We start from the raw sequence: 16,356 nt of genomic DNA on the forward strand, positions 1-16,356 counted from the left end.
GAAGATGGATACCAAGACCAACACCCAGGCCGGAACGGTGCTGCGCATCGACGGCATGACCTGCGCTTCCTGTGTGGCGCGGGTCGAGAAAGCCTTGCACAAGGTGCCGGGCGTGGCCGATGCCACGGTGAATATCGCCACCGAGAAGGCGACGGTTCACGGCCAGGCCGACGTGCATGAGCTGCTGGCGGCCGTGCGCGCTGCCGGCTACGACGCGCACGAGGCCGCGGCGCCCGGCGCGGCGGCGCCGGCAGCGGGCCAGGCCGCGGAGCCAGGGATGCTGCCGGCCTGGTGGCCGGTGGCCGCCGCCGCGCTGCTGAGCATCCCGCTGGTGGCGCCGATGCTGGGCCAGGCCGTCGGCCTGGACTGGATGCTGCCGGGCTGGCTGCAGCTGGCGCTCGCCACTCCGGTGCAGTTCTGGCTGGGCGCGCGCTTCTACCGCGCCGGCTGGAAGGCGCTGCGGGCCGGCAGCGGCAACATGGACCTGCTGGTCGCGATCGGCACCAGCGCCGCCTACGGCCTGTCGCTCTACCTGTTGCTGCGCGGTGGGCACGGCTCCGGCCACGGCGCCGCGCCGCACCTGTATTTCGAGTCCTCGGCGGTCGTCATCACCCTGGTCCTGCTCGGCAAATGGCTGGAGGGGAGGGCCAGGCACCAGGCGCTGGCCGCGATCGGCGCGCTGGAAGCGCTGCGCAGCAACGACGCGCTGGTGCGGCGCGGCGGCCAGGACCTGCGCATTGCGCTGGCCGAGCTGCGTGTCGGCGACCTGATGGTGGTGCGTCCCGGCGAACGGGTGCCGGCCGACGGCACGGTCGAAGAGGGCCGCAGCCACCTCGACGAATCCCTGCTGACCGGCGAAAGCCTGCCGGTGGCCAAGGGCCCGGGCGAGCGCGTGGCGGGCGGCGCGGTGAACGCCGACGGCCTGCTGCTGGTGCGCGCCAGCGCGGTCGGCGCCGAGACGATGCTGTCGCAGATCATCCGCATGGTCGAGGATGCGCAGGCGGTCAAGGCGCCGATCCAGCGCCTGGTGGACCGGGTCAGCGCGGTGTTCGTGCCGGCGGTGCTGCTGGTGTCGCTCCTGACCCTGCTCGGCTGGGGCCTGGCCACCGGCGACTGGCAGGCCGCCCTGCTCAATGCGGTGGCGGTGCAGGTGATCGCCTGCCCCTGCGCGCTGGGCCTGGCCACGCCGGCCGCGATCATGGTCGGCACCGGCGTGGCCGCGCGCCACGGCATCCTGATCAAGGACGCCGAAGCGCTGGAAACCGCGCACGCGCTCGAGGTGGCGGTGTTCGACAAGACCGGCACCCTGACCGAGGGCAAGCCCCGGCTGATGGCGCTCGACGCGGCGGTCCGGGGCGGGGACGACGCGCGGCTGCTCGCACTGGCCGCGGCCGTGCAGCAGGCCAGCAGCCATCCGCTGGCGGACGCGGTGCTCGATGCCGCCCGCGCGCGCGGCATCGCGCCGCTTCCGGCGAGCGCGGCCGGGGCGCTGCCGGGACGCGGGGTACAGGCCGAGGTCGGCGAGCTCACGGTATTGCTCGGCACCGCGCGCCTGATGCGGGAGCAGGGCGCCGACATGGCCGGCCTGGCGGCGCGGGCCGCGGCGCACGAAGCGCGCGGACGCACGGTGTCGTGGCTGGCCGTGCGGCGCGCCGGCAAGCTCGAGGTGGCCGGACTGCTGGCCTTCGGCGACACCATCAAGCCGGGCGCCGGCGCAGCGGTAGCGCGCCTGGCAGCCATGGGCATCGAGTCGGTCATGCTGACCGGCGACAGCGAGGGCGCGGCGCGCGCGGTCGCGGCCCAGGCCGGGATCGCGCGCTTCCATGCCGGGGTGCTGCCGGGCGACAAGGCGCGCGTGGTCGGCGAACTGAGGCAAGCGGGACGCAGGGTGGCGATGGTCGGCGACGGCATCAACGATGCGCCGGCGCTGGCCGCGGCCGACGTCGGATTCGCCATGGCCAGCGGCCTCGAGATTGCCATGCAGACCGCCGGCATCACCCTGATGCGCAGCGACCCCGGCCTGGTGGCCGATGCGGTCGCGATCTCGCAGCGCACCTATGCCAAGATCCGCCAGAACCTCGGCTGGGCCTTCGCCTACAACGTGGTCGGCATCCCGCTGGCGGCCTTCGGCTTCCTGAATCCGGTGCTGGCCGGCGCGGCGATGGCGCTCAGCTCGGTCAGCGTGGTGGCCAATGCGCTGCTGCTGCGCGCCTGGCGGCCGGTGCAAAGCCCGGCGCCGGCGCCGGCGGCATCCACGCCACAAACGCTTTCTTACCGGGCCGAAGCGCCCATTCAACCAGGAGCACACACCATGTATCAACTGACTGTGGAAGACATGAGCTGCGGACATTGCGTCGGCAGGGTGACGGCGGCGGTGCAGGGCGTCGACCCGGCCGCCGAGGTCCGGATCGACCTCCCGACCAAGCGCGTGAGCATCGACAGCAAGGCCGAGCTGGCGCCGATCGTCGCGGCGATCGACGCCGCCGGCTACCCGGTCAGCGCCCGGTCCTGAGATAGCAAAAAAACAAGATGCTCAAATTCGTCGGATGAGATACTATTTTTATGTACGTTGACTAAGGCAGGACGCACGGCAGAGCACCCCGACCCGAACAGCATTCCTCTGGGATGACACATGCGATATGGTGTTTTAGCAGAACCGGCAGATTTGGCGAAACACCCTCCCTCCGGGGCGCAGCTGCGGAATGTCCTGGTGACACTGGCCGTGCTGGCCGTGCTGTTCTCGCTACTGGCGCCGTTCGCGCACACCGCGCTGCCGGCGGCGCCCGCATTCATCCCGATGGTCCAGTCGGTGCTCATCGGCAGCAACCTGCTCACCGGCATCCTCCTGCTGGGCCATGTGCAGACCAGCCGCTCCTGGTCGCTCGGCATCCTCACGCTGGGCTACCTGTTCACCGCCCTGATCGCACTGGCCCACATGCTGACCTTCCCGGGGCTGTTCTCGGTCCTTGGCGTCCTGGGCGGGAACAACCAGACCACGGCCTGGCTGTTCATGATCTGGCACGTGCTGTTCCCCTTGTTCGTGCTCGGCTATGCACGCAGCTACCGGCGCCCGCTGCCCACCCACTTCCTGCGCGCCGGCGCACTGCTGACCGCCCTGTTCGTGGCGCTGCTGGTGCTGCTCTGCACCAGCGGGGCGGCCTACCTGCCGGAACTGATGGACGGCCACCGCTTCCGCCCGGCCTACCGCTGGATCGCCGCCGCCGTGCTCGCGCTGTCGCTGTTCGCCCTGTGGAAGACCGCCTGCAAGCGCCCGCGCACCGTGCTCGACGTCTGGCTCACCATCGCGATGGCGGCCTGCGTGTTCGAGGTGATGCTGGCCTGCCTGCTCAACGGCGGGCGCTTCGACCTCGGTTTCTATGCCGGGCGCCTGTACGGGCTGGCGGCCTCGCTGTTCGTGCTGGGGGCGGTCGCCATCGACAACATCGCCCTGCATGGGCGCCTGCGCGATACCTTCGAAGAAATGATCGAGACGCGCTCCCGGGCGCAGTGGCAAAGCCTGCTCGGATCGGTGCTGCGCCAGCTGCCCGACGGCGTGCTGATCGTCGACCGCAATGGCCGCTGCGTGATGGCCAACGACCAGGCCGAGCACATGGCGGCGCGCTTCGAACACGCGGGGAAGGACGGCACGCCCGGCCCGGCGGCGATGCTGTCGCTGATCGGCGCGCCGGTGCGGCGCGCGATCGCCGGCGAAGCCTTCCGCGACGCCGTGCTCGAGAGCGTGACGCCGGACGGACGGCGGGTCTACACGGTCAGCGGCGCGCCCCTGCGCGACGGCGCGGCCGACCTGGCGGCGGCGGTGGTCGTGCTGGACGACATCACCGAGCGCACCGAGGCCGGCGCGGCACTGGCGCGCGCGCTCGACCAGACCCGCTACCTGATCGAGAACACGCCGCTGGCCGTGATCGAATGGGACCGCGATTTCGTGATCCGCCTGTGGAACCGGCGCGCCGAGGAGCTGTTCGGCTGGAGCGCGCAGGAAGCCGTGGGGCGGCGCATCGACGCGCTGCCGATGATCCACGAAGAAGACGCCGGCAAGGTGGCGGGCGCGATCGGGCGCCTGCTCGAGTCGGCCACGCGCTACGTCAAGTCGAGCAACCGCAACCGCACGCGCGACGGCCGCACCCTGCGCTGCGAGTGGTACAACTCGGTGCTGCACGACGAGGATGGCGGCATCGACCGGGTGTTCTCGCTGGTGCTCGACGTCAGCGAGCGCGAGGAAGCGATGGAGGGGCTGAAGGAGGCCGATCGCCGCAAGGATGTCTACATCGCCACCCTGGCGCACGAGCTGCGCAACCCGCTGGCGCCGATCGCGAATGCGGCCTCGCTCCTGCGCGGCAAGGGCCTGGCCCAGGACCGGATCGACTGGATAGCGGCCATGGTGGGGCGCCAGACCGCGCAGATGGCCAGGCTGCTCGACGACCTGCTCGACGTGACCCGCATCAGCCGCGGCAAGATCGAACTGCACCGGGCGCCGGTCGAGCTGGGGCGCCTGCTGCGCGACACCCTGCAGACCAGCATGCCCCTGATCGAGGCCGGGCGCCACCAGGTCGAGCTCGACCTGTGCGACGAGCCGGTGTGGGTCGACGCCGACGCGCTGCGCCTGACCCAGGTGCTGGCCAACCTGATCAACAATGCCGCCAAGTACACCCCGCCGGCCGGGAAGATCGAGATCGGCCTGCGCATGGCGGGCAGCGAAGCGGGCGGCGAAGCGCGGATACGGGTGAGCGACAACGGCATCGGCATCGATCCCGACATGCTGGACCGGGTGTTCGATCCTTTCGTGCAGGTCGGCAGCGCCAGTCACCTGGCCCAGGGCGGGCTCGGGATCGGCCTGTCGCTGGCCAAGGGACTGGTGGCGCTGCACGGCGGCCGGATCGAGGCGCACAGCGCCGGCCAGGGACAGGGTTCGCGCTTCACGGTGCTGCTGCCGGCGATCCAGCCGCCCGCTGCCGGCGACAGCAGCGAGCAGCGCGGGAGCGGCGGCCAGCGCCTGTGCAGGCACGTGCTGGTGGCCGACGACAACGTCGACGCCGCCGAATCGCTGGCCTGGCTGCTGCGCTCGGCGGGTGCCACGGTGGACGTGGCGCACGACGGCGCCGCGGCCCTGCGGCTGTACGACCGGCATCCGGCCGAGATCGTGGTGCTCGATCTGGGCATGCCCGAGATCGACGGCCTGGAAGTGGCCGCGATCCTGGCGCGGCGCACGCCGCGGCCCTTCCTGGTTGCGGTAACGGGACGGGGCCGCCAGGAGGACCGGGCGGCCTCGCTGGCGGCGGGCTTCGACGAACACCTGACCAAGCCGGTGGCGCCACAGCAGCTCATCGACTTGCTGGGGAAACTGTAGGGGCGCGGCGATCGAGGAAACGCCGATGTTGTCACGTGTGCATGCTACTGATAGTATGCCGGAGCCATCGACTGGGAGGAAGCATGCAGATGTCGTTTCGCCTGTTCGGCCCGCGCCGCAGGAAAAACCAGCAAGAACTCGCCGGCCGCGCGGCCGAGGTGATCGTCCATGTGCTGTTCGATGTCGGCCTCGACCGCTTCATGGCGGGCACCATGCTGCTCGACCGCGACTTCCGGCTCCGGTTCTACGCGGTGCCGCCGCCATCCTCGCCGGCGCTGCTGGCCAGCGTGGCGCTGCACGAACTGGAAGAGGCGCGCGTGTTTCGGGCCCGGGTGCTCGGGGCCGGCATCGATGCGCCGACGCTGGCCGTCCATGCCCGCATCATGGCGGACGGGGTCATGCGCGAACTGCGTGCCCGCTCGCCGGCGCTGCGCGCGCTGCCGGCGCTACGCCGCGGCTAGCCGGTCCGGTGCGCGCCGCCTGGCGCAGGGACGCTATCCTTGCCGCGAGGGGCGCAAGCGCGTCCGCCATCATCCCCCAGGAAAGGTCGCCGGCATGAGCGTACGCAATCTCGAGTACCTGTTCGCCCCGAAGTCGGTGGCGCTGATCGGGGCGTCCGAGCGGCCGGGCAGCCTGGGCGCGACGCTGCTGCACAACCTGCTGGCCGGCGGCTTCCAGGGCGAGGTGTTCGCCGTCAATCCCAAGTACGGACAACTGGCCGGACGGCCCTGCCATCCGAGCGTCGCGGCGCTGCCGCAGGCGCCGGCGCTGGCCGTGATCTGCACGCCGCCGGCGACCGTTCCCGCCATCGTGCGCCAGCTGGGCGAGCGCGGCACCCGCGCGGCGCTGGTCCTGAGCAGCGGGATGGCCGGGCAGGGCGGGACCGGCGCCGGCCGCGGCCTGCGCCAGGCGATGCTCGACGCCGCCCATCCCTATCTGCTGCGCCTGCTCGGCCCGAACAGCGCCGGCCTGCTGGCGCCTGGCCTGGGACTGAACGCCAGCATCGCCAGCAGCGGCGCGCTGCCGGGCCGGATCGCCTTCGTGTCGCAGTCGGGGGCGCTGATGGTCGGACTGCTCGACTGGGCACGCACGCGCGGGATCGGCTTCTCGCACTTCATCGCCCTGGGCGACGCCGCCGACGTCGACCTGGGCGACGTGCTGGATTACCTCGCCAGCGACGGCGCGACCGGCGCGATCCTGCTGTACCTGCACGACCTGCGCTATGCGCGCAAGTTCATGTCGGCCGCGCGCGCGGCGGCACGCAGCAAGCCGGTGCTGGTGCTGCGCGCCGGGCGCGAAGACGATCCGCCCCCGAGCGCGGCGAGCGAAAGCGGGGCGCTGGCGCGGCGCGACGACGTGTTCGACGCCGCCATCCGGCGCGCCGGCATGCTGCGTGTGTACACCACCGACCAGCTGTTCTCGGCCGCCGAGACCCTGGCCTATGCGCGCCCCTTGCACGGCGAGCGGCTGGCCATCGTCAGCAACGGCGCCGGCCCCGGGGTGCTGGCGCGCGATGCGCTGGCCTACGGGGGCGGAGTCGAGGCGCCGCTGTCCGAGGCCACGCAGGCGCGCCTCGATGCGCTGCTGGCGCCCGGCTGGCGGCGCGGCAACGTGGTCGACCTGGGCGGCCGCGCCGCGCCGGGGCTGTACCGCGAAAGCCTCGAGATCCTGCTGCAGGACCCCGGGGTCGATGCGGTGCTGGCGATCCAGTCGCCCACCGCCACGGTTGCCAGCCGCGACGTGGCCGACGCCATCGCGCCGCTGGCGCGCAGCGCCTCCAAGACCCTGCTCTCGTGCTGGCTGGGCGGGGCCGCGGTGCAGGAGGCGCGCGCGATCGCCTCCGGCGCGCGCCTGCCGGCCTTCCGCACGCCCGAGGACGCGGTGGCCGGCTTCCTGCAGCTGGTGCACTACCGGCGCAACCAGAACCTCTTGATGGAAGTACCGCCCTCGATGGCCGGCACGGTCGCGCCCGACCGCGCGGCGGCGCGCGCGCTGGTGCGCGAGGCCATCGCGGGCGGGCGCTACCTGTTGTCCGACCCCGAGACCAAGGCCATTTTGCGCACCTACGGCATGTCGGTGGTCGAGACGCGCCAGGCCGCGACCGTCGACGAGGCGGTGAGCGCCGCGCGGCGGATCGGCTTTCCGGTGGCGGTCAAGATCCTGAGCCCGGACGTGATGCACAAGTCGGATGTCGGCGGGGTGACGCTCGACCTCGACAGCGAAGAGGGCGTGCGCGCGGCGGCCACCCGCATGCGCGCTCGCCTCGCCGAACGCTTCCCGCAGGCCAGGTTCGACGGTTATTCGGTGCAGGCCATGGTCCGGCGCAGCAATGCGCACGAGCTGATCGCGGGCAGCGCCCTGGATGCCGTGTTCGGCCCGGTGATCGTGTTCGGGCAGGGCGGGGTGTCGGTGGCGGTCACCGACGACCACGCGGTCGGCCTGCCGCCGCTGAACCTGGTGCTGGCGCGCGACCTGGTCGACCGCACCCGGGTGGCCAAGCTGCTGGCAGGCTACCGCAACCGGCCGGCGGTGAACATGGACGCGGTGCTGGCGTCGCTGGTGCAGGTCTCGCGCATGGTGTCCGACATTCCCGAAATCGTCGAGCTCGACCTGAATCCGCTGCTGGCCGACAGCCGTGGCACGGTGGTGCTGGACGCGCGCATGCGCCTGGCGCTGGCCGACCGTTCCGGCAGCACGCTCGACCGGCTCGCGATCCGCCCCTATCCGCGCGAGCTGGAACAGACCATCGACTGGCAGGGCGCGCCGCTGCTGCTGCGGCCGATCCGCCCCGAGGACGGGCCGGCCCACCTGGCCTTCTTCGATGCGCTCACGCCCGACGACGTACGCTACCGGATGTTCGTGCGCATCCGCGAACTGCAGCCGTCGCAGCTGGCGCGCTTCACCCAGATCGACTACGACCGCGAGATGGCCTTCATCGCCACCAGGCCGAACGCCCAGGGCCTGGCCGAGACGCTGGCGGTGGGGCGGGTGGTGGCCGACCCCGACAACATCACGGCCGAATTCGCGGTGACGGTGCGCTCCGACCTGAAGGGCCTGGGACTGGGCAAGATCATGATGCAAAAGCTGATCGACTACTGCCGTGCGCGCGGCACGCGCGAGATCGTGGGCGAGGCGCTGCCGCAGAATTCCCGGATCACCGGGTTGGCCAGGAGCCTGGGCTTCACGGTGAAGTCGACCGGCCTGGAAGGCATGCGCGAGATGCGTTTGGTGTTGTAGGGGTAATCTGGTCCAGTGGACCAGATTACGGGTCTCCCGCCCACCCTACGACATATTATTTCGTTTTAAGCCGCTAAGTGAAAGAATATTTCACCGCCTGAAGCGCACATCCTCCTGCACCACCTTCGCCTCGCCCTTCGCCTTCTTGGGCTTCTTCGGCTTCTTGACGATCTGTCCGCCCGCCGTGGTCTCGGGCACGCGGTGGTCCGGTTCGAAGCCGCTTTCCTCCACCCGCTCCAGCGTCTGGCGGGTCAGCGCCTCGATCGCCGCCAGGAATTCCACCTCGTCGGCCGCCACCAGCGACACCGCCTCGCCCGCGGCGCCGGCGCGGCCGGTGCGTCCGGTGCGGTGCACGTAGTCCTCGGCCACGATCGGCAGGTCGACGTTCACCACCACCGGCAGGTCGTCGATGTCGAGGCCGCGCGCGGCGACGTCGGTCGCCACCAGCACCCTGACCTCGCCCAGCTTGAAGCGCTCCAGCGCGCGCAGGCGCGCCGGCTGCGGCTTGTCGCCGTGGATCGCGTCGGCCGGGATGCGCTTGGCGTCCAGCAGGCCGACCAGCTCGTCCACGCCCTTGCGGGTCCTGGCGAAGGCCAGCACCTGGGTCCAGCCGTGTTTCTTGAGCAGGTGCAGGAACAGTTCCGGCTTGCGTTTCTTATCGACCGGCACCAGCCACTGCCGGATCGCGGACACCGTGCTGTTGCGCGGGCTCGCCTCGATCCGCACCGGCTCGCGCAGCAGGCGGTTGGCCATGGCGCGGATCTGGTCCGAGAAGGTGGCCGAGAACAGCAGGGTCTGGCGCTTTTTCGGCAGGGCCGCGAACACCTGGTCGAGTTCCTTCGAGAAGCCGAGGTCGAGCATGCGGTCGGCCTCGTCCAGCACCAGGCTGATCACCTCGTTGAATTTCACCGCGTTCTGGCGGTGCAGGTCGAGCAGGCGGCCCGGGGTCGCCACCAGCACGTCGACGCCCTTGCGCAGGTTCATCATTTGCGGATTGATGCTGACCCCGCCGTAGGCGACCATGGTGCGCAGGTTCAGTCCGGCGCCATAGGCGCGGAAGCTCTCGTGCACCTGTTCCGCCAGCTCGCGGGTCGGCACCAGCACCAGGGCCCGCACCGCATTGCTGCCGACCGGCTTGTCGCGCTTGAACAGGCGCTGCAGGATGGGCAGGGCAAAGCCGGCGGTCTTGCCGGTGCCGGTCTGGGCCGCAGCCATGACGTCCTTGCCGGACAGCACGGCAGGAATCGCCTCCCGCTGCACGGCGGTCGGGGTGGTGTAGTCGAGCGAAGCGAGGGTCTGGACGATCGGTTCGATCAGTCCGAGGGAAGCGAAGGGCATGGAAACCTGACGGCAAGGAAATTAAACGGCGAATGTACCAGCCGTAGTTTACCCTGCCGGGCCCGGCAACGCGAAGCGAAAGCCGCCGCTCAGGCCGAGACGACGATCGCGGACAGGTCGATGATCGGCTTGGCCGGCTCGCGCTGGTCCTTGCAGCCGCCCATCAGCAGGCAGGCAAGAACGAGCGCGATCGGCAGGATGCGGCGCGGTGGCATGATGGCTCCTTGATAAGCATGTCCATCATACCCCAGCGCGCGCGGCGTGCATACGCGCGCCGAATCAGAAACTGTAGGAGATGCTGGCGCGCAGCACCGGATAGACCGTGAAGTCCGAGGCGTCGTCCTGCAGGCGCAATTCCTCGACCGCGACGTCCTTGGCCAGCTGGCCGCACACGGCGTTCGAGGTGGTGCAGCCGTAGGCAATCAGGTTGACCCGGGCCTTGCCTTGCCAGAAGGCGCCGATGTCGGCGCCGAAGTTCCAGCGCTTGTCCGGGGTGAGGGCATTGCCCCAGCCGATGCCGAGGTAGGGCGCCGCGCGGCGGAACGTCACCTCGCCCTTCAGGATGCCGATGTCGGTGGTCGAATAGGTGGTGCCGTTGAAGCTGAAGCTGCCGCCGGCGCCCGGCACGCCGACCGCGTTGAAGCGGGTGCCGTTGTACAGCACGCCCCCGGTCAGGCGGAACTTGCTGTGCGGGACCACGTACCAGTCGAACAGCACATCGAAGCTCGCCAGCTTGCCGTCGAGCTGGTAGTCGACCAGGCCCGAGCGCTTCTCGAAATCGTGCTTGAAGTAGTTGGCGCCGAAGCGGCCGTTCAGCGTGCTCTCCATCGGGACCACCAGGTGGAAACCGGCGCCGGTGGTGCCGAGGTCGGCGGTCACGGCGGCGCCGATCCGGTCCTGGGCCGAGGCGCTCGCGGCGGTGGCGGCCAGGAGCAAGAGGGTGTGCTTGAGTGCCATGCTGGAAAACCTTGTAGTGTTGAATCAGCGCAAGATTGTAGCCGCAGAGCCGGTCAGCGGCGAGAAAAACGGCGGCGGCCGGGAAAAAATGAGGGCAATGCGCAACGAATGATTGAAGCCGCCCGTCCCCGGTTTTGTCGCCGCCATCCCGTCTCCGTCGCATAATGCTGGTTGGCAATCGCGACCCGCATTAATCTGGTGCTGCCCTGACTACTGAAAGAACATCATGATCGCAAGCATCCTTCACCTTGGACGACTGCTGCTGGCCTGGCTCGGCTGCTACCTGTTCGTGTGCATCCTTCTCAACGAGACCATTTTCGAGCCGCTCGACCGCGATCCCGGCGGCTGGTTCGCCGTGGTGGCGCTGCTGCTCGGCACCTGGGTGGCGTCCGGCGTGTTCTCGCACATCCGCCGGGTGCGCCTGGTGGCCGGGGCCGTCAACGGCGGCACGCTGTCGAACCGCCAGCGGCGCCAGATCGAGATCCCGTTCGAGGCCGGCGAGGCCTTCGACCTGATCGACGCCGCCATCCGCGAACTGCCGGGCATCGAGATCGTCGACTCGGCCCGCGACAGCCTGCAGGTGCGCGCCAAGGTCGCGCGCATCGATCCCTACGGAGGCAACAGCGGCCGCAGCCAGGCCGAGGGCGGGACGGCCGGCTGGGCGCTCGACCGTTTCGGCGCGCATCGCAACCAGATCCTGGCCACCGTCACCCCGAACGGCGACGACGCCGGCAGCGTGACCCTGATCTGCGAGCCGGAGCCGGCGGCCTGGACCGACCTGTTCCTGGTCGACCATGGCACCAACCTGGAAAATGCCGAGGCCATCGTGCGCGCCGTCACGCGCCGGGTGGCCGCGCGCCGCCGCGGCGAGGCAGCCAAGGTACGCGAAACCGCCACCGAGAAGGAGCTCACGGTGGCCAAGCTGAACCTGCTGCACGCCCAGGTCGAGCCGCACTTCCTGTACAACACCCTGGCCAGCGCCCAGGTACTGACCCGCACCGACCCGGCGCGCGCCGACGAGATGCTCGGCAACCTGATCCAGTACCTGCGCCACTCGCTGCCGCGCACCGAAGACGCGCCCTCGACCATCGGCGAGGAACTGGAGCGTGCCCGGGCCTACCTCGACATCCTCAAGATCCGCATGGGCCCGCGCCTGCAGCTGCAGGTGGACGTGCCGGACGCGCTGCGCGGCGTGCTGTTCCCGACGATGATGCTGCAGACCCTGGTCGAGAACGCCATCAAGCACGGGCTGGAGCCGAAACCGGGCGGCGGCACGGTCTGGATCCTGGCGCGGCAAGTGGCGCAGGGGGACCATTCGGCGGTGGCGGTGACCGTCGCCGACGACGGCCGCGGCTTCACGCTCGAGGGCGGCGGGACCGGGGTCGGCCTGCGCAACGTGCGCGAACGCCTGCGCCTGGCCTACGGCAATTCGGCCGCGTTCTCGATCGTGGCCAACTTCCCGAGCGGCGTGGCGGCCACCATCACCGTGCCGCATGCCGGCAACGGCGCCGCCGCCCCGGGCGGGGCCGTCCAGGCCGCGGGAGCCTGCCATGAATGAGCGCGTCAGCTGCGTGGTCGCCGAGGACGAAGCCCTGCTGCGCGAATCGCTGGTCCAGCTGCTCGTGCAGGCATGGCCGGAACTGGACGTCGTGGCCAGCTGCGAGGACGGCGGCAGCGCGCTGGAAGCCATCGTCGAACATCGTCCGCAGGTGGCCTTCCTCGATATCCGCATGCCGGGCCTGAGCGGACTGGAAGTCGCCTCCAGCCTGATCGACGCGGGCAGCACGACCGAAGTGGTGTTCGTCACCGCCTACGACCAGTACGCGATCGATGCCTTCGAGCGCGGCGCGGTGGACTACCTGCTCAAGCCGGTGGCGCGCGAGCGCCTGGCCGGCACGGTGGGACGGGTACAGGCGCGCCTGCGGCGCGGCGACCAGGATGTTTCCCGCTTGCAGGCCATGCTGCGCCAGCTGCAGGCGGTCGCGCCGCCGCAGCCGAAGGCGCCGCCGCTGGTCTGGCTGACCGCCAGCCGGGGACAGGAAACGCGCCTGATCCTGGTCGACGACGTCGCCTACTTCCAGGCCGACAGCAAATATACGGTGGTCATGACGCCCGAAGGAGAAGCGCTGCTGCGCAAACCCATCCGCGATTTGCTGGAGGTGCTCGACCCATGCATGTTCAAGCAGGTGCACCGCTCGACCATCGTCAACCTGCGCGCGGTGGCCGGCGTCACCCGCGACGAGAGCGGACGCGGCACCCTGCGCCTGAAGAACCGGCCCGAGACCCTGGCGGTCAGCCAGCCTTTCATGACGCTGTTCCGGAACATGTAGATGTAAGCAGATGTGAAAGCATGCACAGAGTGTAAGAGTGGACGGCGGCGCACCCGGGAACAGGTTTGCGAATGGTAAAGTCATGCCATCGACAAACTGTAGAGGCATCCCATGAAAGCCCTGATCCTTTGCGCAGCCCTGGCGATCGCTTCCTTCCCGGCCATGGCCCAGACCAATGTCAGCATCAGCGTCGGCCAGCCCGGCTTCTACGGCCGCCTGGACATCGGCGAGTTCGGCCCGCCGCCGGTGTACGTGGCGCAGCCGATCATCGTCGAGCGCTACCAGCGCGTGCGCGCCCAACCGGTGTACCTGCGGGTGCCGCCGGGCCACCGCAAGCACTGGGCGAAGCATTGCCGCAAGTACGGCGCCTGCGGCCAGCCGGTGCTGTTCGTACAGGACCGCTGGTACAGCGACGTGTATGCGCCGCGCTACCGTGAAGTCCACTACCGCGAGCGCCACCACGAGCGTGCGCCGGTCCGGGTGCACTACGAGGAGCGGGACCACGGCGGCGGCCACGGCAAGGGACATGGACACGGCGGCGGCCATGGCAAGGGTCATGGCAAGGGTCATGGACATGGCGGCGGCCACGGCGGCGGCCACGGCGGCGGCCACCACTAAGGGCACCGGCGCGCCCCCGCTCAGCCGGGCACGGGCGCCTCTGCCGGCAGCAGGCCCTCGGCGACGAGTTCCTGCCAGAAGGCTGCCGGAATCCGTATTGCCATCAACTCCGCATTGCGGCGCAGGTGCCGGGTGCTGCTGGCCCCGGGGATGGTCGCCACCACCACCGGATGGGCGGTGCCGAACTGCAGCGCGGCCGCGGGCAGGTCGACCCCGTGGCGCGCCGCCACCTGGCGTAGCCGCTCGCGCCGTTCGTGGTGCTGCGGCCTGGCCGGCACGTAGTCGTAGTGGTCGCCGCCGGCCAGGAAGCCGGAATTGAACGGCCCGCCCAGCACCACGCCGGCGCCGCGCTCGCCGCACAGCGGAAACAGGCTCTCCAGCGGCGTGGTTTCCATCAGGGTGTAGCGGCCGGCCAGCAGGAAGATGTCGGGATCCGAATCGCGCAGCGCGCGCAGGCAGGGCTCGACCGTGTTCACCCCGAGTCCCCAGGCCGCGATCAGGCCTTCCTCGCGCATCCGCACCAGCTCCTCGAAGGCGCCGCCGCGGCCGGCCGCGATCCGGTACTGGCGCTCGAATCCGTCCCCCAGGTGGTCGGGCGAGAGGTCGTGCACGTAGACGATGTCGATTGCCCCAATGGCCAGGCGCTGCAGGCTGTCCTCGACCGAGCGGCGGGCGCCGCCGGCCGTGTAGTCGGTCAGGCGCCGGAACGGCAGCGAGGACACGAAAGGCGGGGCGATATCGCCGGCCGGGTCGGGCAGCAGCAGGCGCCCGACCTTGGTCGACAGCGTGTAGTCGCGCCGCGGCCGGGTGCGCAGGGCATGGCCGAAACGGTGCTCGGACAGGCCGGTGCCGTAGTGCGGCGCGGTGTCGAAGTAGCGGATGCCCGCTTCCCATGCCGTGTCGACGGTGGTGCGGGCCGCCTCGTCGCCGGTGGTGTGGTACATGTCGCCCAGCCCGGTGCCGCCGAGGCCCAGGCGCGTGATCGGTCGGTAGCGCTGGCTCACGTGTTGTCCTTTCCTGTTCCGATGGTCGATGTCCGGCCATGCTACACCGGCGCCAGGGGGCGCACCGTTGGCGGCGCCGGCGCGGCCCGCGCCGGGCCGTCCTGGCGGCTACGCGCTTTGCCTCGACGTAGTAAGATTGCCACATCGCCCATGTGCCGGCATTGCTGGACGGGCGCCATGAGAGGAGCTTACTTTGCGTAGCGAATTCGTGATCGTGGGTGGCGGTGCGGGCGGCCTGGAACTGGCCTGCAAACTGGGCCGCAAGCTGGGGCCGTCGAAGGTGACGCTGGTCGACAGCCGGCTGTACCACATCTGGAAGCCCTCGCTGCACGAAGTGGCGGCCGGCACCCTCGACATCCACCAGGAAGGCCTGTCCTACCAGATGCTGGCGCACGACAACGGCTTCAACTTCGTGCTAGGACCGATGACCGCGCTCGACGCCGGTGCCAAGGCCATTACCGTGGGCGCGGTGCTGTCCGCCAGCGACAACGACGAGGTGCTGCCGGAGCGCCGCCTCGCCTACGGCGCGCTGGTGCTGGCGATCGGCAGCACCTCGAACTACTTCGGCGTGCCGGGCGCCGAGGAGCACACCATTTCCCTGAACGCCACCGAAGACGCCGAGCGCTTCCGCCTGCGCATGCTGCGCCTGATGCTGGCCGCCGAGCAGGATCACGAGGAAGGCAAGGGCACCGGGCTGGACGTCGTGATCATCGGCGGCGGCGCCACCGGCGTCGAACTGGCGGCCGAGCTGCGCGAAGCTTCCGGCGCCTACGTCACCTACGGTTTCGACCAGCTCGACGTCGGGCGCGACGTGCGCATCACGATTCTCGAGGGTGCGCCGCGGGTGCTGGCGCCGCTGCCGGAAAAGGTGTCCAGCGCGGCCGGCGAGCTGCTGGCCAAGCGCGGCATTCGCGTGGTGACCGACTGCCGGGTCACGCGCATCGAGCGCGACAGGGTGATCGACAAGGACGGCAATGTGTATCCCGCCAAGCTGTGCGTCTGGGCCGCGGGCATCAAGGCGCCCGACCTGCTGGCCAGGCTCGGCCTGCCGACCGCGAAGGGCGGGCAGGTCGAGGTGGACGCGCAGCTGCGTGTGAAGGGTGTGTCCGACATCCATGCGCTGGGCGACTGCGCCGCCTGCATCGACGGCAAGGGCAACGCGGTGCCGCCGCGCGCCCAGGCAGCGCACCAGCAGGCCGACTACCTGGTCGCGGCTTTCCTGCGCCAGGCCAGGGGGCTCCCGCCCGCGGCGCGCCCCTATGAATACCGCGACTACGGTTCGCTGGTGTCGGTGGGCCGCGACACCAGCGTGGGCAGCCTGATGGGTTCATTGCGCGGCGCCAGCTGGTTCGTGCAGGGCACGATGGCGCGCCTGATGTACACCAGCCTGCACCTGATGCACCACCGCGCCGTGCTCGGCACCATGCGTACCGGCGTGCTGGCGCTGGCGCGCTTCCTGGTGCGGCGCGCCACGCCGCTGGTCAAGCTCCACTGAACCGGCGCCATG

Annotated in this window: 11 protein-coding genes; 8 read left to right on the forward strand and 3 right to left on the reverse strand. The window is 70.4% G+C overall.

Going from position 1 to position 16,356, the window contains the following annotated elements; translation table 11 throughout:
* Positions 1-4 precede the first annotated feature (4 nt).
* The 4 genes from IM543_10685 (at position 5) to IM543_10700 (ending at position 8,602) form a co-directional block, all read left to right on the forward strand.
* The gene (locus tag IM543_10685) at positions 5-2,512 is read left to right on the forward strand and encodes a heavy metal translocating P-type ATPase (protein QOY96239.1); all 2,508 of its coding nucleotides are present in this window, start codon (positions 5-7) and stop codon (positions 2,510-2,512) included.
* 198 nt (positions 2,513-2,710) lie between these two features.
* Complete coding sequence (locus IM543_10690; GenBank protein QOY96240.1) at positions 2,711-5,365, forward strand: PAS domain-containing protein; 2,655 nt, start codon at positions 2,711-2,713, stop codon at positions 5,363-5,365.
* A gap of 83 nt (positions 5,366-5,448) precedes the next feature.
* Entirely contained in the window at positions 5,449-5,826 is a 378-nt protein-coding gene (locus tag IM543_10695) for a hypothetical protein (GenBank protein ID QOY96241.1), read from the forward strand.
* Positions 5,827-5,920: 94 nt separating this feature from the next.
* Positions 5,921-8,602: a bifunctional acetate--CoA ligase family protein/GNAT family N-acetyltransferase gene (locus IM543_10700; protein QOY96242.1), complete on the forward strand. Its 2,682-nt coding sequence runs from the start codon at positions 5,921-5,923 to the stop codon at positions 8,600-8,602.
* A gap of 90 nt (positions 8,603-8,692) precedes the next feature.
* Here the strand turns inward: IM543_10700 and IM543_10705 are convergent, their stop codons facing one another.
* Together IM543_10705 and IM543_10710 are read right to left on the reverse strand one after the other, a co-directional pair.
* On the reverse strand, positions 8,693-9,940 hold the full coding sequence (locus tag IM543_10705) for a DEAD/DEAH box helicase (protein ID QOY96243.1): 1,248 nt from the start codon (positions 9,938-9,940) through the stop codon (positions 8,693-8,695).
* A 279-nt stretch (positions 9,941-10,219) separates the two neighbouring features.
* Entirely contained in the window at positions 10,220-10,897 is a 678-nt protein-coding gene (locus IM543_10710) for a hypothetical protein (protein ID QOY96244.1), read from the reverse strand.
* 226 nt (positions 10,898-11,123) lie between these two features.
* Here IM543_10710 and IM543_10715 point away from each other — a divergent pair, with 226 nt between their 5' ends.
* The 3 genes from IM543_10715 (at position 11,124) to IM543_10725 (ending at position 13,845) form a co-directional block, all read left to right on the forward strand.
* On the forward strand, positions 11,124-12,455 hold the full coding sequence (locus IM543_10715; protein ID QOY96245.1) for a histidine kinase: 1,332 nt from the start codon (positions 11,124-11,126) through the stop codon (positions 12,453-12,455).
* Positions 12,448-13,227 (forward strand): response regulator transcription factor, encoded by a 780-nt coding sequence (locus IM543_10720; GenBank protein ID QOY96246.1) that lies wholly within the window; start codon positions 12,448-12,450, stop codon positions 13,225-13,227. Before IM543_10715 ends, IM543_10720 begins: the two co-directional genes overlap by 8 nt.
* A 111-nt stretch (positions 13,228-13,338) precedes the next feature.
* A complete protein-coding gene (locus tag IM543_10725; GenBank protein QOY96247.1) occupies positions 13,339-13,845 on the forward strand; it encodes a hypothetical protein in 507 nt (168 codons plus the stop codon).
* A gap of 20 nt (positions 13,846-13,865) precedes the next feature.
* On the opposite strand, the gene IM543_10730 is transcribed toward IM543_10725, so the two are convergent.
* Positions 13,866-14,849 (reverse strand): aldo/keto reductase, encoded by a 984-nt coding sequence (locus IM543_10730; protein QOY96248.1) that lies wholly within the window; start codon positions 14,847-14,849, stop codon positions 13,866-13,868.
* A gap of 193 nt (positions 14,850-15,042) precedes the next feature.
* Here IM543_10730 and IM543_10735 point away from each other — a divergent pair, with 193 nt between their 5' ends.
* Complete coding sequence (locus IM543_10735) at positions 15,043-16,344, forward strand: NAD(P)/FAD-dependent oxidoreductase (protein ID QOY96249.1); 1,302 nt, start codon at positions 15,043-15,045, stop codon at positions 16,342-16,344.
* Positions 16,345-16,356 lie beyond the last annotated feature (12 nt).

Source organism: Massilia sp. UMI-21 (genome assembly GCA_015277795.1).
In the GTDB taxonomy this organism is placed as follows: domain Bacteria; phylum Pseudomonadota; class Gammaproteobacteria; order Burkholderiales; family Burkholderiaceae_D; genus Telluria.

Coding starts and splice junctions, on each gene's coding strand:
- IM543_10685 (QOY96239.1), top strand. CDS start 5: ATGGATACCAAGACCAACACCCAGGCCGGAACGGTGCTGCGCATCGAC.
- IM543_10695 (QOY96241.1), top strand. CDS start 5,449: ATGCAGATGTCGTTTCGCCTGTTCGGCCCGCGCCGCAGGAAAAACCAG.
- IM543_10700 (QOY96242.1), top strand. CDS start 5,921: ATGAGCGTACGCAATCTCGAGTACCTGTTCGCCCCGAAGTCGGTGGCG.
- IM543_10705 (QOY96243.1), bottom strand. CDS start 9,940: ATGCCCTTCGCTTCCCTCGGACTGATCGAACCGATCGTCCAGACCCTC.
- IM543_10710 (QOY96244.1), bottom strand. CDS start 10,897: ATGGCACTCAAGCACACCCTCTTGCTCCTGGCCGCCACCGCCGCGAGC.
- IM543_10715 (QOY96245.1), top strand. CDS start 11,124: ATGATCGCAAGCATCCTTCACCTTGGACGACTGCTGCTGGCCTGGCTC.
- IM543_10720 (QOY96246.1), top strand. CDS start 12,448: ATGAATGAGCGCGTCAGCTGCGTGGTCGCCGAGGACGAAGCCCTGCTG.
- IM543_10725 (QOY96247.1), top strand. CDS start 13,339: ATGAAAGCCCTGATCCTTTGCGCAGCCCTGGCGATCGCTTCCTTCCCG.